Consider the following 26,087-nt stretch of genomic DNA (forward strand, 5'->3'; position numbering starts at 1 on the left):
CATGACTGAGACGTCTCGCGTCAACGACAAGCCCCTGTGGCGTTGGGTGGGCATGCGCATGAGCCTGCTGGCGATTGGCGCGGTGGTGGTGATTGCGCTGTGCATGTGGATCAACTTCTGGGTGTCGGACTGGTATTTCCTCCAGCACCTGCCGCCCGAAGCGCGCGAGGAGTTGCTGCAACTGCGCGCCGAGCCGCAACTCAACGAGGTGCGCCTGCGTCAGTTGGTGGCCGAGTATTACCCGGTGGAGTTCTTCCAGCCGGACATCGCCAATCGCGACTGGCTGATCCTCGCCGGCCTGGTGCTGGTCGCCATTCCGATCATTATTTTCTTTGGCCTGTGGTTTTCGCGGCCCTTGTCCAGCCAGTTCTCGGCGATTGCCCAGGGCGCGCGACGGGTCGCCGGGGGGGATTTCCTCACACGCCTGCCGATCCAGCCGCATACACCGGACGAACTGCGCCGCCTGATCGGCGACTTCAACAGCATGACGACCCAGTTGCAGCGCTACGAGCGCGATGTGCGCGAGTCCAGCGCGGTGATCGCCCACGAGTTGCGCACCCCGTTGAACGCAGCCATGGGCCGGGTGCAGGGCATGCTCGATGAGGTGTTCCCCAGCGATGCCGTGCAACTGAGTATGGTCAAGCGCCAGCTCGACCAACTGCGCAAACTGGTGGATGACCTGCACCTGTTGTCGATGGCCAGGGCAGGGCGGCTGGTGCTGGAGCGCGGCGAGTTCTCCCTGGCAGCGCTGGTGAGCGAACGCTTGGCGTGGTTCCAGCCGCAACTGGACGAGGCCGCCATCGAGACCCACGTCAGCATTGCCCGCACGTTGTCGATCAATGCCGATCGCGACCGCCTGGGCCAGGTGCTCAACATCCTCATCGACAACCTGCTGCGCTACGCGGCCGGTGGCGGCGCGTTGACCATCACCGCGCAGCAGGTCCAGGCGCGCATCGTGATCGAGATCGCGGATCGAGGGCCGGGCATCGAAGCCGAGCACCTGGACAGCGTGTTCGATCGCTTCTGGCGTGCGGAGCGCTCCCGTGCCCGTTACTCCGGCGGCAGCGGCCTGGGCCTGTCCATCGCCCGCGCCATCTGCCAGGCCCATGGCGGGTCGATCACCGCCAGCAACCGCGAGGGGGGCGGTACGCTGATCAGGGCGGAATTTTTGCTGTAGCGGCCGGGTTGGTTATATAGCAGTCTTGATTGATCTAGTTGTAAGTAGTTGCTCAAGGCCATCAACTTGCCATGTTGTAGATAGTGGCCTTTGACTCCTTAAATAATTTTTCATAATGCCTGTTGCAAGTTCTATGTTAAACCTTGTTTCGCACTATTAGCGCTGTTCGACTGAATGCCATTAATCATTCGAAGTCATTGTGCGCCTTGAATTCAAATACCGCTTGTCACTTGAGCGTCAGTAAAAGGACATCAACATGAAACCTGCGAATCACACACCCACACGCTGGACCCGGGCTGATGCGCTGAAAGTCAATGAAAATGACCCGACTACCACGCAACCGTTAGTACGGCCTGACTTCCCCGTCATGAGTGACACTGTCTTTATCTGGGACACCATGCCCCTGCGCGACCTCGACGGCACGGTGGTTTCCGTCGATGGCTGGTCGGTGATCTTCACGCTCACCGCCGACCGCCGCCCCCACGACCCGCAGTTTATCGATGCCAACGGGCGCTATGACATCAAGCGCGACTGGGAGGATCGCCATGGCCACGCGCGCATCTGCTACTGGTATTCACGCACCGGCAAGGACTGGATTTTCGGCGGCCGTGTCATGGCCGAAGGTGTGTCGCCCACCACCCGGGAATGGGCCGGCACGCCTATTCTGTTAAATAACAACGGTGATATTGACCTGTATTACACCTGTGTTACGCCGGGCGCGACCATTGCCAAAGTAAAAGGCCAGATCGTGACAAGTGAAGAAGGCGTGCAACTTGTCAATTTCAATAAGGTGAAGTTTTTATTTGCGGCAGACGGCACTTATTATCAAACCGAAGCACAAAACGCGACGTGGAACTTTCGTGACCCGAGCCCGTTTATCGATCCGCAGGACGGCAAGTTATATATGGTGTTCGAAGGCAATGTAGCCGGCGAGCGCGGCACTCATACGGTCGGCCCTGATGAAATGGGCCTGGTCCCGCCGGGGCATGAAGAAGTCGGCGGCGCGCGTTTTCAGGTGGGCTGTATCGGCATCGCCGTGGCCAAGGACCTGACGGGCGAAGAATGGGAAATACTGCCGCCTCTGGTGACGGCAGTCGGCGTCAACGACCAGACCGAACGCCCGCATTACGTATTCCAGGACAACAAATACTACCTGTTCACCATCAGCCACAAGTTCACCTATGCCGACGGCGTTACCGGCCCGGATGGCGTCTACGGTTTTGTCAGCGAACACCTGTTCGGCCCGTACCGCCCGATGAACGCCTCCGGGCTGGTGCTCGGCAATCCACCCGCGCAGCCTTTCCAGACCTACTCGCATTGCGTGATGCCCAACGGCCTGGTGACGTCATTTATCGACAGTGTCCCCACTCAGGATGGCGACTTCCGCATCGGCGGCACCGAGGCGCCCACCGTCAGAATCGAGCTGCACGGCGACCGCTCGTTTGTGCGCGAAGCCTATGACTACGGCTATATCCCGCCAATGCGCGATGTGGTGTTGAGTTAAGCGATAAACCCCCGCTTGCCTGCGTGCAGCAGGCAAGCGCCTTGCGGCCACCTTCAGTGGCCGTTTACCCTTTTCGCGCTGAGCCGCACCGGCACCGATTTGGCGGCCGGCACCTTGCTGCGTTCGGCGTGGTGCCACAGCGGCAGCAGCGGGTTGCATTCAGGGTAATACGCGGCGGCGCAGCCTTCGGGAATGTCGTAGGCGATGATCTCGAACGGCCCGACCTGGCGCTTTACCGCAGGCTCGATGGCGGTGGTCAGCATGACCTGCTGGCCGGCCGCGAACCCCAGGCGCACGATGTCGTTGGCATGCAGGAAAATGACCTCACGGGTGCCGCTTACCCCGCGAAAACGGTCGTCGAACCCATAGATGGTGGTGTTGAACTGATCGTTGCTGCGCAGCGTCATCAGTTGCAGCACATCGCGGTCAGGTTCGGCGAGGTTAACGTCATCGTCTTCGGCGAGGGTCACGGGGGTGACGAATTGCGCCTTGCCGCTGGGCGTCTCCCACTGTCTTTGCGCGGCGGCAATCGGGCGATGGAAGCCGCCGGGCTCGGCCATGCGGGTTTCCATGTCGTGGAAAATCTTCGGATAGACCGTGGCGATGGCGGTCCGGATCCTGGCGTAGTCGTCGTTCCAGGCTTGCCAGTCGATGGTGCAGCCGTTGGCGAGGGTGGCCATGGCCAGCCCGGCGACGATGCTGGTTTCGGCGCGCACCTGCGGCCCGACTGGTTCGGCATTGCCGCGCCAGCTGTGGATGCAGCCGGTGCTGTCCTCGGTGGTATACAGCTGCGGTACGCCGTTCTGGCGATCGATTTCGATGCGTCCCAGGCAGGGCAACAGCCACATGGCGCGCGCGGGCAGCAGGTGAGTGCGGTTGAGCTTGGTCGCCACTTGCACATTCAGCTGCAGATTTTGCCAGGCCGGTTCCATGCGCGAGGTGTCGGGAATAGCCCGCAGGAAGTTGCCGCCCAGGCCGATGAAGCCGCGCACACGGCCGTCGAGAATGCCTTCGCAGGCATCCACCGTGCACAGGCCCTTGTGCGGCGGCACGCTGAAACCGAAGTGCTGTTCGATCAGGTCCACCGGGACTTTCTTCGGGTCTTCGGTAATGCCCACGGTGCGCTGGCCCTGCACGTTGGAATGGCCGCGCACCGGGCAGATGCCCGCGCCCGGCTTGCCGATATTGCCGCGCAGCAGCAGCAGGTTGACCAGCATCTGCACGTTCGTCACGCCGTGTCGGTGCTGGGTGATGCCCATGCCATACACCAGCATCACGCGCTGGCTGCGCGCATACACGGTGGCGGCGGCTTCCAGCGCGCCACGGGTCAGCCCGCTCTGGCGTTCCAGTTGCGCCCAGTCGCAGCCGCGTACGTAGGTGGTGAACGCCTCGAAGCCTTCGGTGTGGCTGGCGATGAAGTCATAGTCCAACACCGCCGGCGTGCCGTGCTCGGTGGCCTGGTCATCCATGGCCAGCAACGCCTTGGCGATGCCGGTGATGGCCGCCGTGTCGCCACCAATGGCGACCTGGTGGTATTGGGTGCTGATCAGGGTCGACTCGGGCGTGAGCATTTCTCTGGGCGACTGCGGGTTGACGAAGCGCTCCAGGCCGCGCTCGCGCAAGGGGTTGAAGGTGATGATCGGCACGTCGCGCCGGCGTGCATCCTGCAGTGGGTGCAGCATGCGCGGGCTGTTGCTGCCGACGTTCTGGCCAAAGAAGAACAGGCAGTCGGTGTGCTCGAAATCGTCGAGGGTCACGGTGCCCACCGGCACGCCGATGCTCTCCTGCAAACCCACCGAGGTGCTTTCGTGGCACATGTTGGAGCTGTCGGGCAGGTTGTTGCTGCCGTAGGCACGGGCGAACAGCTGATACATGAACGAGGTTTCCAGCGACGCACGCCCCGAGGCATAAAACACCACGCTGTCCGGGTCCATGGCCTTGAGCTGCGCGCCGATGTCGCGGTAGGCCTCTGCCCAGGAGGTTTCGCGGTAGCGGTCCGTGACGGGGTCGTAGCGCATGGGGTGGGTCAGGCGACCCTGTTGCTCCAGCGCATAGTCCGACCATTCGCGCAGCTCGCTGAGGCTATGCTCGGCAAAGAAGGCCGGGTCGGTCTTGAGTGAGGTGAGTTCCCAGGCGGTGGCCTTGGCGCCGTTCTCGCAAAACTCCAGCGCATGGGGACGGCCGGGTTTTGCCCAGGCGCAACTCACGCAGGCGAAGCCGTCCGGCTTGTTCTGTTTGAGCAATGCCGCCGGCGCTTTACCCAGCGCCTGTTCGCGCCACAGGATGCGCATTACCGATTGGGCAGAACCCCATCCGCCACTGGCGTGGGTGTAGGGCTGGAAGTGACTCTTGGGGTAGATGAGCATCAGGCACTCCCAGGCATCGGCCGGAACCGGTCAAGGTCCCTGTTTGGTGCAAGCTTCGCGCTACGTGCGCATTGCGCGCTGAATGCGCATCCATTCGCGATACGCCGCTGTGCGCTGGGTATCAGCGAGTTTTTTCGCTTCGGTAAAACGTGCCCAGGTGAGCGGATCGCCGCTGTAGGACTCGATCAACTGGTACGCCAGGGCGTCCAGTCGGTCGGCTTCGAAGAACAGGGCGGTGTTCTGCGCGATCTCGTCATCCCAGGTATGGCTGGGGCTGGTGCTGCGATTGAGTGTCTGACTGTTCATGATGTAACGCTCTGTGCCCAATTAATCTCGGTAGCGCTGCTCCACTGCACATCAGTGATGCCGTATTTCTCGGCCGTGGGGCGGGAGACACGCTTGAGGTTCTGCTGACCAAACCTGGGTATCACAGCCACCCCTGCATCGCAGCTTGCCCAATGCCAGGCTTCGGCATTGTTCATCTGCGATGCCCGCACGATGAAGGACTTGGGGTCACCGTGCAGCTGGTAGTAAATAGTGAATAAATCGTTGCGTTTCATGAGACCTCCCTATGCTCATGAGTAACAGATGATTGACGTCACAGAAGATTCAAAATAACTGAGACGTCAATCGTCCACGGTGAAGGTGACAAAGCCTGGCCCGTCATTTGGCCGTTCAATCTCGACGATCACACCACCCACGGTGGTGCCATCAGGCAGGTTGACGGTCACATGGTTGGGGTGACCCGGCCACTGCAGCGGCGTTTGGAAACTCAGGCGCACGATGGTCGGTTTACCACTGCCGGTCATCTGGATATCAACCGACTCATTCAGGCGTTCAACGGCCTCGGTGCCCAGGTGGCGCGACGCGGTGATAACGCTGGCAGGACCTTGATAGTCGTAAGACATGCGGAGTTACCTCAGGTGATAGGGGCAATCTTGCCAAGCGGTAGAGCCCGCGGCGCGGGCGATCGTTCAATGCAAATATCGTAGTGTGCATCCTGTTGGCATCCATGTACTGCCTGGAAAGACTGCGCACCCGCACGTTCAAAACTCTTTAAACCTTCTGCTCACGCACAGTGTCGATTGCTCAGGACACGTCGGAGGGAATGTAAATGATAGGGATCGTGATACCTGCCCATAACGAAGAGCACTATATCGGCGAATGCCTCGACTCCGTGTTGCGCGCCACCGAGCATCCGGCCCTCAAGGGTCAGACGCTGGAGATTCTGGTGGTGCTGGACGACTGCTCGGATGGCACGCCCGCGCAGGTGTCGGCAAAGCAGGTAGAGCGCCTGGACGTGTGCTTTCGCAATGTCGGCAAGGCCAGGGCCACAGGCGCCGAGCAGCTCTTGAAGCGCGGCGCGCGCTGGCTGGCCTTTACGGATGCCGACACGGTGGTGCCGCCGGACTGGCTGGCACGCCAGATCGGCTTTGGGGCCGACGCGGTGTGCGGCACCGTCGACGTGGATGGCTGGAGTGAACACGACGAAGCCGTGCGCTCGCGGTACATGGCGCTGTACCAGTTCATCGAAAACCATCGCCATATCCACGGCGCCAACATCGGCCTGAGCGCCGAGGCCTATCTGACGGCCGGCGGCTTTCAGCACCTGGCTGCCCACGAGGATGTGCGCCTGGTGGCAGATCTTGAACGGACCGGTGCACGCATCGTCTGGACCGCCACCAACCCGGTGATCACCAGCGCACGTCGCGACTACAAGTGTCGCGGAGGGTTTGGCGAATACCTGGCCACGCTGGTGCCCGGCCTTGGCGTCGACGCGTGTCCGGGAGCGAGCGCTGCGCTCGGGGTGGAGTAGAAGTGGATCTGGTTGACTGGGTGCAATGGCCCGCCATGGCCGTGACCGTGCTTTCGGCCTGGTTCATCGGTTCGCAACGCCCGCGCCGACGCATGCTCGCGTTCTGGGGCTTCATCCTCAGCAACACGCTGTGGGTGGCTTGGGGCTGGCATACCAATGCCTACGGCTTGATCGTGCTCGAATGCGTTCTGCTGGGCATGAACGCGCGGGGCTTCACAAAGAACCTGCGCGCGCAGCGCAATGCCGGATGATCTTGATCAGCGATTTTGCACTTGTCTTTATTTCGTATCGACGCAAAACCCGCAAATCAATATCACACGGAAGATAGGGCTGACGGGTTCTTTGAGTCCTACGCCGACAAAGTGGACGGGTGACGCGGGTAGGCATGCCTTGCATGGCGAGAATCTGATAAGCCCCGTCGAATTGCCGGGAGCGGCCAGGCACCTCCCACGATTATTGTTCCTGCACCTTTGCAGGAACGATCATCATGCAGCCGCCGCTCCCAAGCATCGTCAGTCGATTCGATAATCACGTTCACTTCTACTCGTCAGCCGATCTTCAGCGCGTGTCAGGCTCGTTGCCCTACAGCTTGCCGGCACCGCATCCGCTGACGGCGTACCTGGACCGGCTGATCGATGCCGGCACGCTCCCCGCCGTCATCAACAATGTTCACCTGAGCATCCTGCCGGACTCGCACAATGTGTTCGCCTCATTCGATGAGCTGAAGGCGCTTAAGGCTGCCGACCCCCGGCGGTATGGCGGTGTAAGGCTGGTCGGCACGATCAAGGCGCACCCGGTCTACGCAACCCACGCGCGCCTCGCTCATCCGCAGGTTATTGGCGCGCGTATCGTGCTGCACGATGCGCCGCCTGAAAGCATTCATGGGACGCGCTTTTGCACCGCGCACTGGTTGGCGTTCTACGCTCGGTTGCTGCCGCACCAGCACGTGCATATTTATGCAAAGGAAGCCGCGACCACTCTGTGCGTGTTACGTCAGGTGCCGCAAGCCGTGCGGGTCATCATCGATCACCTGGGCAGTTGCCACGGCGAACGTGGCGCGATGGAGCCTGCCTATCTTGCGCTGCTCACTGAAGCGCGACGGCGCGGTACGGTGTGGTTCAAGGGGCCGGGTTATCGAACCTCGACCAACCCGCAGACGGCTGCCCAATTCGTCACGCAGATTGTGCGCACCGTCGGTGCCGACAAGCTGCTGCTGCAAGCCAGCGATGCGCCGCACGTGGGAGTCGACGAAAACGGTGTGCCCTATGCCCACGGTCTTGACGTGGCCAGTGCCTTTGAGTTTGTCGACGCCGTTGCGCGGCACGTAGGTGAGGCGACCCGCCTGCCGGTCAGTCAGCTGCTGCGAGGCACTTGCTGAACCACTCCTTTTCACCGTCCGGGATACCCAGTAATGAACAGCATCCGTAGCAAGGAAATGACCTTCGCCGTCCACTATGGCGATGCAACGTTAAACCTCAAGGGCTGGGTGTTCGAGCCCGATTCGGCTTCGTCCACCTCATTGCCACCGGTGGTCTTCAACTCGGGCTTCACCGGCGGCGTCAGCATGTACGGCCAGTTGTTCGGGCGTGCGCTGGCGGCGCGGGGTTACCGCGTGATGACCTATGACGTGGCGGGCTTTTTTTCCAATAAATACGTACGCAACACGCTCAAGGCCGAGGGCATGGAAATCACCCGGGTGATACTCGAAGACCAGCGGGACGAAGTCCTCGGCGCCGTTGCCTGGGTACGTGAGACCTTCGGTGAAATGCCGGTGGTGGCGTCCTGGGCGCTGGGCGCGGTGGCAAGCCTTGGCGCCGTGGCTGAACTCGCGGCGGCGGGGGGCGAGCAGATCCGTTTATGGGTGCCGATGAGCTACACCGGCACCCGTCAACTGCAAGCCTTGCGCACCGACAGTCAAGCGGCCGATGCGGCGATCCAGCAATTGCCGGATGACGCACCGATTCCGCCGTTCGATATCGGTACCGAATCAACCCGTCTGGGCTTTTATCCGCTGGACCCCGAAACCCAGGCCTACGTGGACCAGCAGTTGGGCAGCTATACCGAGGCGGGCGGTGCTGATCGTTGGCCGGGTTGCAGCCACGTGACGGCAAAGTCCTACAAAGCCTGTGTCGCCTATGACCCGGAGCGCGGTATCGAAGGCGCAGCAGGCTTTGCGCCTGCATTGATTATCCACGGCGCCGACAATACCCTGCACAGGCCGTCCGAATCCGAGCGGCTGTATCGACACTATCCCGGTGATGCCGGCGCGGGCGTGCTGCTAATCGCGCAGATGCAGCACGGCCAGCAGAATCAGGCGGACAATCCGCTGTTCCAGAGCATGATCCACAGCATCGATGAGGCGATTCGTGCGCGCGGCTGAATAGGCCGTCAATCCTCAGGGTCTGCAAATGTGGTGAGCGGGCTTGCCCTAATGCCGTTCAGTTAAGGAAATTTTGTGGGCTTATTGTGGCGAGCGGGCTTGCCCCGCGTTGGGGTGCGCAGCGCCCCCAATCAAGCAAAACGCGGTGTACCTGATACGGCTCAGCGCCTGGCTTTGGGGCTGCTGCGCAACCCAACGCAGGACAAGCCTGCTCGCCGCAGGGAATCTGCGCTTAACTGAGCGGCATTAGGGCTTGCCACGGGTCTGGTTTAAACACGTTTCCCCAGGTGGGCGCCCACACGAGAATTCGGCGATGACGACTCCCAGGCACATTGGTTTGCTCATGCTTCCCCAGTTCTCGATGATGGCGCTTGCCGGCGCCAGCGAGCCGCTGCGGGCGGCGAATCGGCTTCGCGGCACACGGTTGTATGAGTGGACGCTGCTGAGTGAAACCGGTGGGCCGGTGTGCTCCAGCAGTGGCCTGGAACTGCAGACGGTGGCGATCGAACACGCCCCCGCGCTGGACCGCGTGTTCGTGCTGGCCAGCCTGGATATCGAGACACAGAAACCGCCGAAGATGCTGCGCTATCTGCAACGCGCGGCGGCCCGGGGCATAACGGTAGGCGCCTTGAGCACGGGCACTTTCATTCTTGCCCGCGCCGGTTTGCTCGATGGAAAACGCTGCACCCTGCACTGGGAATGCATCGGCCAGTTTGCCGAGGAATTTCCCCTCATCGAAGTGACCCGCGACCTCTACGTCAACCATGACAACCGCTGGACCTGCGCCGGTGGCACGGCGGCCATCGACCTGATGCTGGCGCAGATAGCGCTGGATTTCGGCAACCCGCTGGCGGCAGGCGTCGCCGAACAATTTTTGCATGCCCGAATCAGGGCGCCCGAAGAACACCAGCGCATGTCGATCCAGTGGCGTTTCGGGGTTCACGACCGGCGGCTCACGGCGGCGATTGCCGCGATGGAAAACAACCTGGAGCACCTGGTTGGCATCGAGGTGATCGCCGAGCGCTGCAACCTGTCCCATCGTCAGTTGGAGCGCCTGTGGCAACAGCACTTCGGCAAGACCCCGAAAAAATTCTACCTGGAACTGCGGCTTAACGAAGCGCGCCGCCTGCTGCGTGAGAGCGCCCAGCCTATCGCCCATATCGCCCACCGTTGCGGCTTCGTTTCAGCCTCGCACCTGGGCGATGTCTACCGGCGCACATGGGGCTGCACGCCCGGCGAGGAGCGGCGGAAATTTGATGAAACCCATTCCTGATGTCAGGGCATGACCCGGCAGCGCTAATCTTTTGCCACCTCGTCATACGGGCGCTGGCGCACTCGGAAACGTCGATTTTTTGATATAGCTCGTCGGGGATACAGCGCAGATACCGTGCGCTGACGGGGTAAGGTTCGTGGCAGGTTCAGCGCGCCTTTCGGCGCTGTGCCAATCACAACAACAATGACCTGAAGAAGGCCCTGCAACCATGGAAACCTTGCGCTTCATTCTGGACAATCACGGCCTGATCAGCTTTCTGTTGGGGCAGCACCTGTTCATCGTCGCGCTTGCCGTCGGTCTGGCGATCCTCACCGGTGTGCCCGTCGGCATCGCGATCTCCCAGCACGCCGGCTTGCGTCGCTGGGTGCTGGCCTTCGCCGCCGTGCTGATGACCATTCCTTCGGCCGCGTTGTTCGGGCTGATGATTCCCGTGCTGTCCCTGGTGGGCTACGGAATCGGTGTCGTACCGGCGGTCATTGCGCTGTTTCTGTATTCGCAGCTGCCGATCATCCGCAATACCAGCACTGCGATTTCCAACATCGACCCGGCCTTGCGCGAAGCAGCCATCGGCATGGGCATGTCCCCCTGGCAGCGCCTGCGCAAGGTCGAACTGCCGCTGGCGGTGCCGCTGATCATGGCGGGCGTCAGGATGGCCACGGTGATCAATATCGGCATCGCAGCCATTGCCGCCTACATCGGCGCCGGCGGCCTGGGCAGTCTGATCATTCGCGGTATCACGCAAACCGATACGCGACAATTGCTGGCCGGTGCCCTGGTCATCAGCGTGATCGCCATCGCGGCCGACTATGCGCTGTACGCCCTGCAGCGGCTGCTGACACCCCGCGGCCTGAACACCAGCACGCTGATAGCCGGTCGACTGAAAGAGGCTACGACATGATCCAGATCGAACACTTGAACAAGACCTTTGGCGCCATCACCGCGGTAGAAGACGTCTCGTTGAGCGTCGCCGAGGGGCAGATCTGCATCCTGCTAGGCCCGTCGGGCTGCGGCAAAACCACCACCCTGAAGATGATCAACCGGCTGATTGCGCCTACCTCCGGCACCATCAGGATTGCCGGGCGCGATACCGCCGAACTGGACAGCGTCACCCTCAAACGCTCCATCGGCTATGTGATTCAACAGGTCGGTCTGTTCCCCAACATGACCGTCGAGGACAACATCTGCGTGGTGCCCGATCTGCTCGGGTGGGACAAGAGCAAAAGCCGCAGGCGCGCCGCTGAGCTGCTGGAAGTAGTGGCACTGGACCCGGCGACGTTTCTCAAGCGCTACCCCTGTGAACTTTCGGGCGGCCAGCAGCAGCGGGTTGGTGTGGCCCGTGCCCTGGCGGCCGACCCGCCGGTGATGTTGATGGACGAGCCGTTCGGCGCCATCGACCCGATCAATCGCGAAGTGATCCAGGACGAGTTCATGCGCATCCAGCGCCAGGTCGGCAAGACCGTGCTGTTTGTCAGCCACGATATCGACGAGGCCATGAAGATGGCCGATTGTGTCGCGTTATTCCATGACGGCAGGATCGAACAGTTCGGCACCCCGGACGATCTACTGGCCCGGCCTGTCAGCGAGTTCGTCGCCAGCTTCATGGGCGGTGACCGCATCATGAAGCGCCTGCGCCTGATGCGCTCGGTGGATGTGGCCAGCCAGGTGCCGCCTCGGCAGGGCGGTTCTTCCTCCGCGCAACTGGTGGTCAAGCCTGGGGATGACCTGCGTCAGGTGTTTTCGCAATTGCTGGGGTGCGGTCAGGACTGGGCGCTGTGCAATGACAGTGACGGACGTTTTGTCGGCTACGTGCACCAGGCCGATATCCTGGCGCGGCTGGCGGACCACACGACGCATGGGGTGCACTGACGATGCCTGAGTTCATCAGCCGATTGAGCGCCGGGCTTGAGCTCTATTGGGGCGATATCAGCTACCTGAGCGTTCAGCACCTGCAAATCGTCGCCATCAGCGCGGCACTGGCCTTGCTGGTGGCGCTGCCCCTTGGCGTATGGATGAGCCGCACGGCGAGCCAGCGCCATGCCATGGCGTGCATGCAGCTTCTCAATGTGGGGCAGGCCATTCCCAAGCTCGCCCTGCTGGCGCTGGCCATGAGCTTTGTCGGCGTGGGCAGTAGCGCGGCCATCTTCGCCTTGTGGGTGGCAACCTTGCTGCCCGTGGCGGTAAACACCTGCGAAGGTTTGCGCGCGGTGCCCCGGCACGTGATCGAAGCGGCCGAGGCCATGGGCATGACGCCGACGCAAGTGCTGTGGAAAGTCGAGATACCGAATGCGATGAACGTGATCTTCGCCGGTATCCGTACGGCCCTGGCCATCAACGTCGGCACGGCGCCGCTGGCCTTCCTGGTCGGCGGGGGCGGGCTGGGCGAATTGATCTTTACCGGTATCGACCTGAACGATTTCGACATGATGCTGGCCGGTGCCGTGTCCACCGCATTGCTGGCCATCGTGATCGACCTTGCGTGCGGCCTGATCCAGAACCTCAGCGTTTCCCGTGGATTGCGTTTGGCCGGACGCGTTTGAAATCTGTCGACACACAACACTGAAACGAGGTGCAGGATGATGTATCGAGCGTTGGTCAGTCTGATGTTTACGTTGTGTCTGGTGGGCGGTGCCTCCGCCAACAGCACCCTCGTCGTCGGCGGCAAGAAATTTACCGAGCAGCAACTGGTGGCCGAACTTACCACTCAGTTGCTGCGCGCCAATGGCTATCGGGTGGATAAACGCCCGGACCTGGGCTCCTCGATCCTGCGCGCGGCGCAGGAAAACGGCCAGGTCGACGTGTACTGGGAATACACCGGCACTGCGTTGATCGTTCACAATAAGGTCAATGAAAAGCTGGATGCCGAAGCAGCCTACAACAAGGTCAGTGCCCTGGACGCGCAGAAGGGCATCACCTGGTTGAATCCATCCGGCGCCAACAACACCTACGCACTGGCCATGCGCAAGGAGCAGGCGGACAAGGACGGCATTGCCTCGATCAGCGACCTGGCCAGGAATATCGGCGACGGCAAGCTCTACACATTTGCCTCCAATGCCGAATTTTTTTCGCGCTCTGACGGGCTGCGACCGCTGCAACAAACCTATGGGTTCGAGTTCGGGCGTAAAAACGTGATCCGAATGGACGGCGGCCTGACTTACCAGGCCCTGCGTGACAGCCAGACGAACGTGGCGCTGGTGATGTCGACTGATGGACGCATGTCCGCGTTCGGGTTTGTTGCGCTGAAGGACGACAAGGGATTTTTTCCCAGTTACGCACTCACCCCCGTCATCCGCACCGAGGTTCTGAAGGCCAACCCGAAGGTCGGGCAGTTGCTCAACGCACTGTCTTCCACGCTGGATGACGCCACCATTGCCGCGCTTAATGCGCGTATCGAAGTGGGCCGTGAATCCATCGAAAATGTATCCCGTGAATTCCTCCAGCAACGCCAACTGTTCCAGATGAACTGACTAAACGCTGTCTGGAGGCGACCCCCGGCCTCTTTGGCGAGCAGGCTTTTTGTGCAAGCCCGCGCGGGGCTTCACAAAGAACGTGCGCGTGCAGCGCAATGCGGATGATCTTGATCAGCGATTTTGCACGTTCTTTCTGAAGCCGCGCAGGTTCATCAGGCACAGGCATATCTGCAGCACGATCAGCGCGTACGCATGGGCATGCACGCCCCAGATGACCCACAGAATATTGCTCAAGATAAAACAGAAAAATCCTGCCATCCGCCTTGCTGGGCGCTGAGACCCGATCAGCCATGCCGCCATTACGGTGACGGCCATGGCAGGCCATTGCACCCAATCCACATCGCTCAAGCCAGCGTCCTCGTTCTTTATTCCATATAAAACACAGAGGGCCGCCTGGGTGAATGATTCAGATTTTTTGCCGACGGTGCCTTGACCGCCTGTCAGCCAGGCAGACTATTTGTTGAACAGGCACAGGTGTGTCCGGGCCAGATAAAACAAGGGCTGACGGCCCGTGTTTGAATTCGCCTGGAGATGATCATGAAAAGACTCTCGATGTGCCTGAGCCTGTGCAGCGTGTTCCTGCTGCACGGGTGCTTTGACAATGCCGACAACACCACCAAAGGCAATACCGATGGAAGCAAGTCGTCGGTGCAGATGCAGGAAGGGAAGGTGGAGGGGGGGAAGTGAGTGGTAGTTGAGCCATGGCGGGCCGCCTGAAGTGCATGATGGGCGGCAGTCTGTTGCGTGTGACTTTATTGAGTTATCGGTTTTTGATTCCGCAATGACAGTGGAAGAGTTGCTCAGGTTTCAGGCCGAACACTCTCTTCTTATTAGTAAAAGTTTGATTGATCATGTCAGCCAGCCAATTGCCAGGAGCCAAAACGACCGCTAATGAAAAATTCATAAAAGCTGCCTGGATAAAGTATGAAAATAATCTAGATTAAATGCTCGTGTGTTACGTGTTTTCAACCGGACATTAACAATGCGAACGACGTGCTCATGTGGTGAACGTCCAATAACACGTCTGGTCATAGGCGCCGCTTTTTTCTGTGCTTCAGCGGCTCAAGCCCAGGTTGCGCCGGACGCGGGCCAGCTTCAGCGCCAGATAGACCAGAACCTGCAGAGGCCGGTCGTTGCACCGTCGCCAGCCGCACCGGCGCCCATTTCAGGCGCTGATCACCGCGGGCCCAAGGTTGTTATTCGGCGTGTCGATATTGTCGGCGCCAAACTGATACCGGTTAACGAGCTTGCATCTCAACTCGACCCTTACCTTAATCGTCCTTTGACGTTGGGTGAAGTGCAGGCTGCCGCACAACAACTGGTAGGTTACTACCGCGAGCGCGGATGGTTTGTAAGAGTGCAATTGCCTACGCAGGATGTCAGCGACGGTACGCTGCGCATCAACATCGTTGAAGGGCGCTTTGGACGTCTGCAAGTTGCACCCGGTACAGGTCGTGTCCGCAGAGATTTCGTATCCACTCTAGCCGGCCGAGATCTCAATGCTGATGAACCGTACTCTCTGTCACAACTTGAGCGCGGGCTATTGCTGGCCAACGATCTACCTGGAGTTCGGGCTGAAGGTACGCTGCGCCCAGGTCAGGCGCCGGGCACCAGTGATCTGGCGTTGCAGATCAGCGACACGCCTTTATTCGCGGGGCTTGTCGGCGCCAACAACTTTGGCAACCGTTTCACCGGGCGAGGGCAGGGCTTCGGCACCGTCAGGCTCGACAATCCCAGCGGCTTCGGTGATCAACTGCAGATCAGTGGGATTCTTAGTGAGCGACTCGATTATGAGAGCGTTTCCTACAGCGCGCCTGTGGGTTATGACGGCCTGCGCGCCAGCGTCGGCTATGGTCAATTGCATTACCAACTGGGTAAAGAGTTTGCCGATTTGGACGCACGCGGCCAGAGTCGCACCCTGTATGCGGGCCTGAGCTATCCATTGTTGCGCAGCACAGAACGCAATATCACGGTGGGGCTGGACGTCAGCCATGCGCGTCTGGAAGACGAGGCCTTTGATGTCACCCTGCGCCGGCGAGATATTCAACTGGCGACGCTCGAACTGCGCGGCGACGCCAGGGATGGTTGGGGCGGTGGCGGTGTCACCGCCGCAAGATTCTCACTGGAGGGCGGGCGCGCCGCGCTGCGGATTGCCGCGGACCGTGATCAGGACGCCCAAAGCGCGGGCGTTGAAGGCGGCTTCGCTGCGCTTGGGGTCGAACTTCGCCGCGATCAGGTACTGGCTCCGGCGCTCTATCTGAGAGGGCGCTTCGCCAGTCAGCTCGCTTTCAATAACCTTGCCTCGTCGCAACAGTTCAGCCTGGGTGGCCCCTATGGCGTGAGGGGGTATCCGGTCAACGAGGGCAGTGGCGACAGTGGTGCCCTGATGCAACTGGAACTGCATAGCCTGCTACCCATGCTGGGTATTGCGAACCTGGATGGTTATGCCTTCTTTGATGCGGGTGTCACACGCCAACATCAAACTCCCTGGCGAGGCTGGGATACTGCAGGTAGCGGCCGTAACACCTATCCCCTTTATGCCAGCGGCGTCGGTCTTGCCTGGACCCATGCGCGTGGTTTCGCCATCAATGGGATATTCGCGGTGCCGCTGGGCAACAATCCCGGTGGTACCCGCAGCGATCAAGACCAGGATGGTGGCTCGACCGGACCGCGTGTCTGGCTCACCGCCAGTCAAAGCTTCTAGGTTGATTGACTCACAACTGCTCAGACTTTTGCGCGGGACATAACCATGAAACGACAAGCCCCCCTTGCAACTCCCTGGCCTGCGGCGTCACGTGCACTGAACTGCGAACCTGCGGCGTGGTTGAGGTGGACTTTCAGGGTTAATGTCCCCTATCGAAAACCAGCGTTTCATTCAGTGCTCCTGGCGATGGTGGTAAGCCTGTTGATGGTGTCCACACCTGGCGTGGCGCTTGAGCCCGGTGCACTACCAACGGGCGGGAAGGTCGTCGGCGGCCAGGCATTACTTCATCAGCAGGGCAATCAGTTGGTTGTCGAGCAGCATTCCGATCGTGCCATCCTTGACTGGCAATCCTTCGACATAGGTCAGAACGCAAGTGTGCGCTTCAACCAGCCAGGCGCGAATGCGACAGCCCTTAATCGCGTCACGGGCGGCGGTGGTCAATCGCTGATTCAGGGCAGCCTTTCCGCTAATGGCAGGGTGTATCTGGTCAACGGCGCAGGCGTACTCTTCGGCCCCAGCGCCCAAGTGAACACGGGAGGTCTGGTCGCCTCGACGCTGGATATTGCCAACGAGGACTTCCTGGCCGGGCGGGACCGATTCGTGCTCACAGACCAGAGCAAGGGCGAGGTTATCAACCAAGGTCACATCAGCGCCAGGAATGGCACCGTAGCACTGCTGGGGCGAACCGTCGGCAACACCGGCAGTATATCGGCCGATAACGGCAACGTCGTGCTCGCGGGCGGTCAGGAAGTCAGCTTCGCGGCGGGTGCCGACGGCCATCTGCAGATTGCCGTCAGTGCGTCTGAGTTGCAGTCCAGCATCCGTAACGGCGGTGCAATCTACGCTGATGGTGGGCAGATCGTACTCAATGCTCAGGGCGCTAACGCGCTCGCCTCGGCAGTGGTGAGCAATACTGGCACGCTGCAGGCTCACACGGTGGCGGAACACGAGGGCAAGATTCTGCTATTGGCCGATCTGGAGCACGGTGGGCGTGCCGAGGTGGCCGGCACTCTGGATGCCAGCGCCATCAACGGTGGCAACGGCGGTTTCGTCGAAACGAGTGGTGCACAGGTACAGATAGCACCGGCGACTCGAGTCACTACTCAGGCGCCCAAGGGACAGACCGGCAAGTGGCTTGTCGACCCCACCGATTTCACCGTATCGGCGGGTGGCCGAGCTCAAACCACCAGCGGCATTGGCGCAGACACTCTCGTCTCCAATCTGGCCAGCACCAATATTCTTCTGCAAACTGACGCTCAAGGCAGCGAGCCTGGAGATCTGAATATCCAGGCGCCAATCAGCTGGAATGCCGCGACTACCCTGAGCCTGCTTACGTTGCGCGACCTGAATATCAATGCGCCCATCAGCGCCGTCAATGGCGGCCTGACACTGAGCATAGCGCGCAACGTTAACGTCAACGCTGCGATTGATGTGGGAACCTTTAACTTCCTGGGGGGAACCTGGACTCAAAACAGTGCAAACCTATCTACATTTCAGGCCCATGACTTTCGCTTGAATGGCGGCTCCTTCCTGCGCGCGAACGGGGGGGATGGAAGTTCAAGCAACCCTTACCTGCTCACCGACGTTTATGGTGTGCAGGGGATGCAAGGGTTCCTGAGCAGCCACTTCAAACTGGCCAATGATATCCAGGCTGTAGGTACCCAGAACTGGAACTGTGATTCCTCTTGCAGTGGATTTGTGCCTATCGGCAACTTCGATCGACCTTTCACAGGCTCTTTGGACGGTGGCGGTCACCTGATCGATAAGCTTCAGGTCTCGGTCCATGCCTCCTCGCAAAGCACCAACGCTGAGGCCGGGCTGTTTGGCACTTTAGGAAGCGCGGCTCATGTTACCCACTTGGGCCTTACTGACGGTTTTTTCTCGGCTTCCGGCGGCAATGATAATTTTGCTGGTGGCCTCGCCGCGCGCAATTTGGGGAGTATCGACAGCAGTTATTCCACGGGTTCCGTTACAACTGGCGACGCCAACGCGGATCAAAATATCGCTGGAGGATTGGTAGGCAATAACACCTCCACAACGGTGAACGGTACCGCGCAAGGGGGCACTATCAGCGGCAGCTACTCCACGGCGTCAGTCATCGCGTCCGAGGGCAAAACGTCTGCATTCGCGGGAGGTTTAGTCGGTACCAATGTCCAGGGAACCCTCTATCAAAGTTACGCCGTGGGATCTGCGTCCGCCAGTGACGGTATCGATTCGAACTATGCCGGCGGGTTGGTCGCAAGCAATATCGGTACAGTGCAGCAAAGTTACGCCTTGGGCAGCGCAACAGCCTTACGGGGTAATCGGACCTTCGTTGGCGGTTTGCTCGGGCAGCACAGTGGCAATGCCATCACCGACTCCTTCTACGCGACCACCGATAGCTCAGGTGCGGGCATTAATAATGCGAGCAATTACAACAGCTTTGGCATCGGTAAGAGCCGGAGCGAGCTGACCACGCTCAGCACTTTCCAGAACTGGGACATCGATGCTACGGGCGGGACCGGGAGGGCTTGGCGCCTATACGAGGGGCAGACGACGCCGTTGCTGCGCAGCTTTCTCAAACCAGTGAATGCAACGGTGAACAATAATGGCCGGGTCTACGACGGGAGCACTGCAACGGTAAGTGGAAATGGCTTTACGCTATCAGCTAGCAGTGTCCAGGTCCTGGGCACGCCGATCTATGCTAGCACCTCTGCCCGTAATGCCGGAGCCTACGCCCTGAGCATGAGTGGCCTCTACTCCGATCAGCTCGGCTACGACATCAGTTACGTCCAGGGGACATACACCATCTCCCAACGCGCGATTGGCGGTGCATTCACCGCCGACAACAAGGTCTACGACGGCACGACTAGCGCCACTGTGCATGGCGGTCTCGACAGCAACACAGTCGTGGCGGGTGATGACTTGAAAGTCACCACCAGCGGTCTTTTTGCCGACAAAAATGTCGGTCAAGGCAAAGCCGTCAGCGTCTTCGGCAGTCTGACCGGAGCCGATGCGGGCAACTATCAATTTATCGCTCCGAGTAATGGCAGCGTTGTCGCGGCCATTACCCCAAGGACGATTGGCGGTGCATTCACCGCCGACAACAAGGTATACGACGGCACGACTAGCGCCACTGTGCATGGCGGTCTCGACAGCAACACAGTCGTGGCGGGTGATGACTTGAACGTCACCACCAGCGGTCTTTTTGCCGACAAGAACGTCGGCCAAGGCAAAGCGGTCAGCGTCTTCGGCAGCCTGACCGGAGCCGATGCGGGCAACTATCAATTTATCGCTCCGAGTAATGGCAGCGTTGTCGCCGCCATCACCCCAAGGACGATTGGCGGTGCCTTCACCGCCGACAACAAGGTCTATGATGGCACCACCACCGCCACTGTGCATGGCGGTCTCGACAGCAATACTGTCGTGGCGGGTGATGACTTGAACGTCACCACCAGCGGTCTTTTTGCCGACAAGAACGTCGGTCAAGGCAAAGCCGTCAGCGTCTTCGGCAGCCTGACCGGAGCCGATGCCGGCAACTATCAATTTACTGCCCCGAGTAATGTTGTCGCGGCCATCACGCCAAGGACGATTGGCGGTGCATTCACCGCTGACAACAAGGTCTACGACGGCACCACCACTGCCACAGTGCATGGCGGTCTCGACAGCAACACAGTCGTGGCGGGTGATGACTTGAGCGTTACCACCAGCGGCCTTTTTGCCGATAAGAACGTCGGCCAAGGCAAAGCGGTCAGCGTCCTCGGCAGCCTGACCGGAGCCGATGCGGGCAACTATCAATTTATCGTTCCGAGTAATGGCAGCATCGTCGCTTCAATACTTCCGGCTACCTTGAAGATAACGGCGAACGACCAGGTTGTGCCTTGGAGCGGTCGCCCCTATTCGGGAGGTAACGGCGTCCGTTATGCCGGATTCGTGGCAGGCGAAGATGCAAACGAACTCGCTGGTCTGCCCCTGCGCTATGCAGGCTCCGCCCAAAACGCTGTTGCAGCGGGAACTTATTCTATTGCACCGCTGGGGCCACTAACGTTCGGCAACTATATTATTGGTTACGAGAATGGGAGCTTGCGGATCACATCAGTTCCCGTTTTACCGAACTTGATACCTCCTCCAGCAGGCGAAATTGAGCGTGGTTTGAGTCATTCCCAGAGGGTCGAGTATTTGGGGGTCGAGGCGGTGCCACTGCGGGGGGATGACGACTTAAGGAGTGGTCGTTACAGACTGCCACTTAACTTCACTCCTGGTGGTTTCATCCACGCGGGCAATTAACCCCGAGCTGCGCAGTTCATAGCGCGTTTCGACATTATCGGCGGGAGCCGCTAACGACACATGGAGTTGCAGGGCTGGCTTAAAAATGCCTGAAGGGCTGCGGCCTCACTCACAGTTGCTCCAACAGCCAGGTGCGAAACGCAATCAACGAAGGCAGCCTTTCATTGCGCGGCGGATAAACCAGGTAATAACTGCGCTGACTGGCGAAGGGCTGCCCCAGGCTGATCAATTCGCCCTTGGCCAGTTCGTCGCTCACCAGGATACGCGGCACCAGGCCGATGCCGATGCCTGCGCGCACGGCCTGGATCAGGTGCGACGTCAGCTCAAAGCTCGGCCCCAGGCGCATCAGGCGATGGGGCAGGCCGTGGTGGCTGAACCACTCGCCCCAGACGCTGGCATTGTTTGCCACATTCAACAGCGTCTGCTGCGCCAGGTGCTGCGCTTGCCAGTCTTTATGGGCCAGGGCGGCTTCGGGCGACATGATCACCAGCAGTTCTTCCATGTGCAGCCGATGGCTGATCAGTCCTGGCAGATCGGCACTGCCCACGACGATGGCGGCATCGATGCCGCTGGTTTCGAAGTCGATGGCGTCGATCCGCGAATGGATGTGCACCAGCATGCCGGGGTGGCTTTTGTAAAAATCATGCAGGCGCGGCAACAGCCACTTTGAGCCAAAGGTCGGCAAGGTGGCCAGGCGCAGGGTGCCGCTGCCCGATTGGTAGGCCAGGGCCTGCAACGTGGCGCTGCGGATCAGGCCGAGCGCATGGCTCATCTCGCGCTGATACAGCCTGCCCACGTCGGTCAACTGGACGTGCCGGCCTTCGCGGCGAAACAGCGTCAGGCCCAGTTGCTGCTCCAGTGCCTGAACCTGTCGACTCACGGCGCTCTGGGTCAGGGACAGCTCCACGGCCGCGCGGGTGTAGCTTTCGTGCCGCGCAGCGGCTTCAAACGCCAGCAGCAGCGACATCGAAGGGGTGAGGTGACGGTAATTCATTCGTAAAAGTCATCGATAGCGGCAGGATTATGCGTTTGTAGCGCGCCGTAACCTGCAGGATCATGGGCCAAACCAACGACCTGAGGCTGACCTATTAATGCCCAGGCGACAAGTATTTCGACTTTCCGTGACCAGAGACCTGCCCGCGATGATCGCCCCGTTGCCTACCGCTGCACCTGCGCCGCATTACCCGGAGTTTCTGCAGGCCTTGCAGGCCAGCGGCTTTCGCGGCCAGCTCAGTGCCGACTACGCCACCCGCACCGTGTTGGCCACCGATAATTCGATCTATCAGCGCCTGCCCCAAGCGGCGGTGTTTCCCCTGGACGCCGACGATATTGCGCGCATCGCCACCCTGATGGCCGAACCGCGCTTTCGCCAGATCAAACTGACCCCGCGCGGCGGTGGCACCGGCACCAACGGCCAGTCGTTGACCGATGGCATCGTGGTCGACCTGTCGCGCCACATGAACGCGATTCTTGAGATTAACGTGGCCGAGCGCTGGGTGCGGGTGCAGGCAGGCGTGGTCAAGGACCAGCTCAATGCCGCGCTCAAGCCCCACGGGCTGTTCTTCGCCCCGGAGCTGTCCACCTCCAACCGCGCCACCGTGGGCGGCATGATCAACACCGACGCCAGCGGCCAGGGCAGTTGCACCTACGGCAAGACCCGCGACCATGTCCTTGAACTGCACAGTGTGTTGCTCGGCGGCGAGCACCTGCATAGCCGGCCGCTGTCCGACAGCGAGCTTGACGCGGCGTGCGCGCAGGGCGGGCGTATCGGTGAGGTGTACCGTACCGCGCGGCAGATCCATGACACTCAGGCCGAACTGATCGCCTCGGTGTTCCCCACGCTCAATCGCTGCCTCACCGGTTACGACCTGGCGCACCTGCGTGACGAGCAGGGGCGTTTCAACCTCAACAGTGTGCTGTGCGGCGCCGAAGGCTCGCTCGGCTACGTGGTCGAGGCCCGGCTCAATGTGCTGCCGATTCCGCGCTATTCGGTGTTGGTCAATGTGCGCTACGCCAGCTTCATGGACGCGCTGCGCGATGCCAACGCCTTGCTTGCGCACGCGCCACTGTCCATCGAGACCGTGGATTCCAGGGTGCTGCAGCTGGCAATGAAGGACATTGTCTGGCACAGCGTCGCCGAGTATTTCCCCACCGAGGCCGTGCGCCCGACGCTGGGCATCAACCTGGTGGAATTCAGCGGCGACGATGTGGCGCAGGTCAACGCACGGGTGGCGGCCTTTGTCGCGCACTTGCAGAGCGACGCCACCCTCGAGCGGCTGGGCCACACCCTGGCCGAAGGCGCCGAAGCGGTGACCCGCGTCTACGCCATGCGCAAACGCTCGGTGGGGCTGCTGGGTAACGTCGACGGTGAGATTCGCCCGCAGCCCTTTGTCGAAGACACTGCCGTGCCGCCGGAGCGTCTGGCCGATTACATCACCGAGTTTCGCGCCTTGCTCGACAGCTATGGCCTGGCCTATGGCATGTTCGGCCATGTCGACGCCGGCGTGCTGCACGTACGCCCGGCGCTGGACATGAAAGACCCGGCCCAGGCCGCCCTGGTCAAACCGATCTCCGACGCCGTGGCCGCCCTGACCCAGCGTTACGGCGGGCTGCTGTGGGGCGAGCACGGCAAGGGTTTGCGCTCCGAATACGTGCCTGCATTCTTCGGCGAACTGTACCCGGCGTTGCAAGCGCTCAAGGGCGCCTTTGACCCGCACAACCAGCTCAACCCTGGCAAGATCTGCACGCCGCCAGATGCCGCCCAGGGGTTGCTCAAGGTTGACGAAGTGACGCTGCGCGGCGACCTCGATCGGCACATCGACGAACGCGTGTGGCAGAGCTTCGGCACCGCCATGCATTGCAACGGCAACGGTGCCTGCTACAACTACGACCCCGACGACGCCATGTGCCCCTCGTGGAAGGCCACCCGCGAACGCCAGCATTCGCCCAAGGGCAGGGCGTCGCTGATCCGCGAGTGGTTGCGCCTGCAGGGCGCAGCCAATATCGACGTACTGGCCGTGGCCCGTGGCCGACTGGCCTGGTTGGGCGGGTTACCGGCGAGGCTGCGCAACAACCTGGCGCGCTCGCGCGGTAAGGCGGACTTTTCCCATGAGGTGTATGACGCCATGGCGGGCTGCCTGGCGTGTAAATCCTGCGCGGGCCAGTGCCCGATCAAGGTCAATGTGCCGGAGTTTCGCTCGCGGTTCCTGGAGCTGTATCACGGTCGCTATCAACGTCCGTTGCGCGACTACCTGATCGGCTCGCTGGAGTTCAGCATTCCCTACCTGGCTTACGCGCCGGGCCTGTACAACGCGGTCATGGGCGCCGGTTGGATGAGTCGCCTGCTGGCGCGCCATGTCGGCATGCTCGACAGCCCGCTGATCCACCGCCACGACCTGCAGGCCACGCTCAACGCGTGCAAGGTCAAGGTTGCCAGCGTGCCGACCCTGCGCGAGCTGACGCCTGCGCAACGCGAGCGCAGCGTGGTGCTGGTGCAGGATGCATTCACCCGTTACTTCGAAACACCGTTGCTGGCGCACTTTATCCAACTGGCTCATCAGTTGGGCTATCGGGTGTTTCTGGCGCCCTATAGCGCCAATGGCAAACCCTTGCATGTGCAGGGCTTCCTCGGCGCCTTCGCGAAAGCGGCGATTCGCAATGCCACGCAACTCAAGGCGCTGGCCGACTGCGGCGTGCCGCTAGTGGGGCTGGATCCGGCGATGACGCTGGTGTATCGCCAGGAGTACCGCAAGGTGCCGGGGATTGGCGAATGCCCGACGGTGCTGCTGCCTCAGGAATGGCTGGTCGACGCGCTGCCGGAGCGCACGACCCACCGCTCGCAGACCTTCCGGCTGCTGGCGCACTGCACCGAAAAGACCAACGCCCCGGCAAGTACCGCGCAGTGGCAAGCCGTGTTTGCCCGATTGGGGCTCATGCTGGTCAGCGAGGCGAGTGGCTGTTGCGGGATGTCCGGCACTTACGGGCATGAGGCCCGCAATCAGCACACGTCGAAGACCATTTTCGAGCAGTCATGGGCGGGCAAGCTGGACCCGCCCGGTGAGGCGCTGGCCACCGGGTATTCCTGCCGCAGTCAGGTCAAGCGTCAAGCCGGCAAGCACCTGCGCCACCCGTTGCAAGTGGTGCTGGAGCATGCCGTCAGCCTTACTCTTTGACGTCCATGAACTCTTCGGCCCACGCCATGTAGCTGGCCGGCAACGTGTAGGTGTGCGTGAGTTCGGTGGCGCTGAGGTTGGAGGTGCGGTGGGTCAGTTGGCGCTGCGCGCGCAGGCTGTCGTAGGTGGCCTTGATGGCCGCAAAGTAGGCGCCATGGCCGGCCACCACCACGCGCACACCGAGGCTGGCCAGGCGTGCTGCGTCGTTGAGCTTGGGGTTGGCGTAGGTCACCAGCATCAGCGGCACGCTGAGGTTCTCGGCGATCTGCTCCAGGTGCTCGAAGTCCTTGACGCCGACCATGCAGATGCCGTCGGCACCGGCCTTTTCGTAGGCCCTGGTGCGCTTGATCACGTCCTCGGTGGGCAGCACGCCGGCGTTGGTGCGCGCGATGATCGACAGCGCGGGATCGACCCGAGCCTCGAGGGCTGCCCTGACCTTGCCGATGCCTTCGTCGATGGAAATCAGATCGGTGGATTTGCGCCCGAATTGCGCGGGCAGCAGGGTGTCTTCGATGGTCAGTGCGGCCACGCCGGCGCGTTCGAGCTCTTCGACGGTGCGCATCACGTTCAGGGCATTGCCGTAACCGTGATCGGCATCGGCGATAAAGGGCAGTTGGGCGACGCGACCGATGCGCGTGGCCTGTTCGACGAACTCGCTGAGGGTAATCAGCGCGAAATCGGGCGCCGCCAGCACCTGCAACGAGGCGACCGAGCCGCCCAGGATGCCGACCTCGAAACCCAGGTCGGCCGCAATGCGTGCGGACATCGGGTCGAACACAGAAGCTGTTTCGACGCAGTGGGGGGCGGCAAGCAACTCACGAAAATTGCAGCGAAGCGCTGAGTGGGAAATTTTTGGCATGATCTTTCCTGGTTCTGGCCATCGTCTAATGCACGATCAATGCCTGTTTATAAACCAGCGAGCCTACCACGCAGATGAAATCAGCGTTATGACGTTTAAGAAT

At 61.0% G+C, this 26,087-nt stretch carries 22 protein-coding genes; 15 read left to right on the forward strand and 7 right to left on the reverse strand.

Going from position 1 to position 26,087, the window contains the following annotated elements:
* The first annotated feature begins 1 nt into the window (after nt 1).
* Nucleotides 2-1,177 (forward strand): sensor histidine kinase, encoded by a 1,176-nt coding sequence (locus RHM60_RS00980; RefSeq protein WP_231421777.1) that lies wholly within the window; start codon nt 2-4, stop codon nt 1,175-1,177.
* Between the two features lie 256 nt (nt 1,178-1,433).
* Nucleotides 1,434-2,681 (forward strand): glycoside hydrolase family 68 protein, encoded by a 1,248-nt coding sequence (locus RHM60_RS00985; protein WP_231421778.1) that lies wholly within the window; start codon nt 1,434-1,436, stop codon nt 2,679-2,681.
* Nucleotides 2,682-2,734: 53 nt separating this feature from the next.
* On the opposite strand, the gene RHM60_RS00990 is transcribed toward RHM60_RS00985, so the two are convergent.
* The 4 genes from RHM60_RS00990 to RHM60_RS01005 all read right to left on the reverse strand — a co-directional run bounded on the left by RHM60_RS00990 (nt 2,735) and on the right by RHM60_RS01005 (nt 5,955).
* Nucleotides 2,735-5,047 (reverse strand): FdhF/YdeP family oxidoreductase, encoded by a 2,313-nt coding sequence (locus RHM60_RS00990; protein ID WP_231421779.1) that lies wholly within the window; start codon nt 5,045-5,047, stop codon nt 2,735-2,737.
* Between the two features lie 60 nt (nt 5,048-5,107).
* A complete protein-coding gene (locus tag RHM60_RS00995) occupies nt 5,108-5,353 on the reverse strand; it encodes a hypothetical protein (protein WP_209981097.1) in 246 nt (81 codons plus the stop codon).
* Entirely contained in the window at nt 5,350-5,607 is a 258-nt protein-coding gene (locus RHM60_RS01000) for a DUF6555 family protein (RefSeq protein WP_209981099.1), read from the reverse strand. The genes RHM60_RS00995 and RHM60_RS01000 overlap by 4 nt, the downstream gene beginning before the upstream one ends.
* Nucleotides 5,608-5,673: 66 nt before the next feature.
* Nucleotides 5,674-5,955, reverse strand: a complete 282-nt coding sequence (locus tag RHM60_RS01005; RefSeq protein ID WP_209981101.1) for a hypothetical protein — start codon at nt 5,953-5,955, stop codon at nt 5,674-5,676.
* Nucleotides 5,956-6,161: 206 nt separating this feature from the next.
* On the opposite strand from RHM60_RS01005, the gene RHM60_RS01010 reads away from it, so the two are divergent.
* The 9 genes from RHM60_RS01010 to RHM60_RS01050 all read left to right on the forward strand — a co-directional run bounded on the left by RHM60_RS01010 (nt 6,162) and on the right by RHM60_RS01050 (nt 13,980).
* Entirely contained in the window at nt 6,162-6,863 is a 702-nt protein-coding gene (locus RHM60_RS01010; RefSeq protein ID WP_209981102.1) for a glycosyltransferase, read from the forward strand.
* A gap of 2 nt (nt 6,864-6,865) precedes the next feature.
* Nucleotides 6,866-7,114 (forward strand): hypothetical protein, encoded by a 249-nt coding sequence (locus RHM60_RS01015; protein ID WP_003235658.1) that lies wholly within the window; start codon nt 6,866-6,868, stop codon nt 7,112-7,114.
* Nucleotides 7,115-7,350: 236 nt separating this feature from the next.
* Entirely contained in the window at nt 7,351-8,241 is an 891-nt protein-coding gene (locus RHM60_RS01020) for an amidohydrolase family protein (protein WP_231421781.1), read from the forward strand.
* Between the two features lie 33 nt (nt 8,242-8,274).
* Nucleotides 8,275-9,243, forward strand: a complete 969-nt coding sequence (locus RHM60_RS01025) for an alpha/beta hydrolase (protein ID WP_322213309.1) — start codon at nt 8,275-8,277, stop codon at nt 9,241-9,243.
* A 343-nt stretch (nt 9,244-9,586) separates the two neighbouring features.
* Nucleotides 9,587-10,516: a GlxA family transcriptional regulator gene (locus tag RHM60_RS01030; protein ID WP_231421783.1), complete on the forward strand. Its 930-nt coding sequence runs from the start codon at nt 9,587-9,589 to the stop codon at nt 10,514-10,516.
* Between the two features lie 208 nt (nt 10,517-10,724).
* Nucleotides 10,725-11,414: an ABC transporter permease gene (locus tag RHM60_RS01035; protein ID WP_322213310.1), complete on the forward strand. Its 690-nt coding sequence runs from the start codon at nt 10,725-10,727 to the stop codon at nt 11,412-11,414.
* Nucleotides 11,411-12,382 carry an ABC transporter ATP-binding protein gene (locus tag RHM60_RS01040; RefSeq protein ID WP_322213311.1) on the forward strand — a complete coding sequence of 324 codons (972 nt, stop codon included), beginning with the start codon at nt 11,411-11,413 and terminating at the stop codon, nt 12,380-12,382. The genes RHM60_RS01035 and RHM60_RS01040 overlap by 4 nt, the downstream gene beginning before the upstream one ends.
* A 2-nt stretch (nt 12,383-12,384) precedes the next feature.
* Entirely contained in the window at nt 12,385-13,053 is a 669-nt protein-coding gene (locus RHM60_RS01045) for an ABC transporter permease (RefSeq protein ID WP_209981115.1), read from the forward strand.
* Between the two features lie 39 nt (nt 13,054-13,092).
* On the forward strand, nt 13,093-13,980 hold the full coding sequence (locus RHM60_RS01050; protein ID WP_231421785.1) for a glycine betaine ABC transporter substrate-binding protein: 888 nt from the start codon (nt 13,093-13,095) through the stop codon (nt 13,978-13,980).
* Between the two features lie 114 nt (nt 13,981-14,094).
* On the opposite strand, the gene RHM60_RS01055 is transcribed toward RHM60_RS01050, so the two are convergent.
* A complete protein-coding gene (locus tag RHM60_RS01055) occupies nt 14,095-14,298 on the reverse strand; it encodes a hypothetical protein (protein ID WP_416195171.1) in 204 nt (67 codons plus the stop codon).
* A 222-nt stretch (nt 14,299-14,520) separates the two neighbouring features.
* On the opposite strand from RHM60_RS01055, the gene RHM60_RS01060 reads away from it, so the two are divergent.
* The 3 genes from RHM60_RS01060 to RHM60_RS01070 all read left to right on the forward strand — a co-directional run bounded on the left by RHM60_RS01060 (nt 14,521) and on the right by RHM60_RS01070 (nt 20,953).
* Nucleotides 14,521-14,670 (forward strand): hypothetical protein, encoded by a 150-nt coding sequence (locus tag RHM60_RS01060; protein WP_209981120.1) that lies wholly within the window; start codon nt 14,521-14,523, stop codon nt 14,668-14,670.
* A 295-nt stretch (nt 14,671-14,965) separates the two neighbouring features.
* The gene (locus tag RHM60_RS01065) at nt 14,966-16,687 is read left to right on the forward strand and encodes a ShlB/FhaC/HecB family hemolysin secretion/activation protein (RefSeq protein ID WP_322213312.1); all 1,722 of its coding nucleotides are present in this window, start codon (nt 14,966-14,968) and stop codon (nt 16,685-16,687) included.
* A 45-nt stretch (nt 16,688-16,732) separates the two neighbouring features.
* Nucleotides 16,733-20,953: a YDG domain-containing protein gene (locus tag RHM60_RS01070; protein WP_322213313.1), complete on the forward strand. Its 4,221-nt coding sequence runs from the start codon at nt 16,733-16,735 to the stop codon at nt 20,951-20,953.
* A gap of 109 nt (nt 20,954-21,062) precedes the next feature.
* Here the strand turns inward: RHM60_RS01070 and RHM60_RS01075 are convergent, their stop codons facing one another.
* Nucleotides 21,063-21,947: a LysR substrate-binding domain-containing protein gene (locus RHM60_RS01075; RefSeq protein ID WP_322213314.1), complete on the reverse strand. Its 885-nt coding sequence runs from the start codon at nt 21,945-21,947 to the stop codon at nt 21,063-21,065.
* A gap of 148 nt (nt 21,948-22,095) precedes the next feature.
* Between RHM60_RS01075 and RHM60_RS01080 the strand changes: the two genes are divergently transcribed.
* Nucleotides 22,096-25,125: an FAD-binding and (Fe-S)-binding domain-containing protein gene (locus tag RHM60_RS01080; RefSeq protein ID WP_322214564.1), complete on the forward strand. Its 3,030-nt coding sequence runs from the start codon at nt 22,096-22,098 to the stop codon at nt 25,123-25,125.
* Here RHM60_RS01080 and RHM60_RS01085 read toward each other — a convergent pair.
* A complete protein-coding gene (locus RHM60_RS01085) occupies nt 25,115-25,984 on the reverse strand; it encodes an oxaloacetate decarboxylase (RefSeq protein WP_322213315.1) in 870 nt (289 codons plus the stop codon). The two genes, RHM60_RS01080 and RHM60_RS01085, sit on opposite strands and share 11 nt — an antisense overlap.
* Nucleotides 25,985-26,087: the final 103 nt, after the last annotated feature.

This window comes from Pseudomonas sp. MH9.3 (assembly GCF_034354675.1).
In the GTDB taxonomy this organism is placed as follows: Bacteria; Pseudomonadota; Gammaproteobacteria; order Pseudomonadales; family Pseudomonadaceae; genus Aquipseudomonas.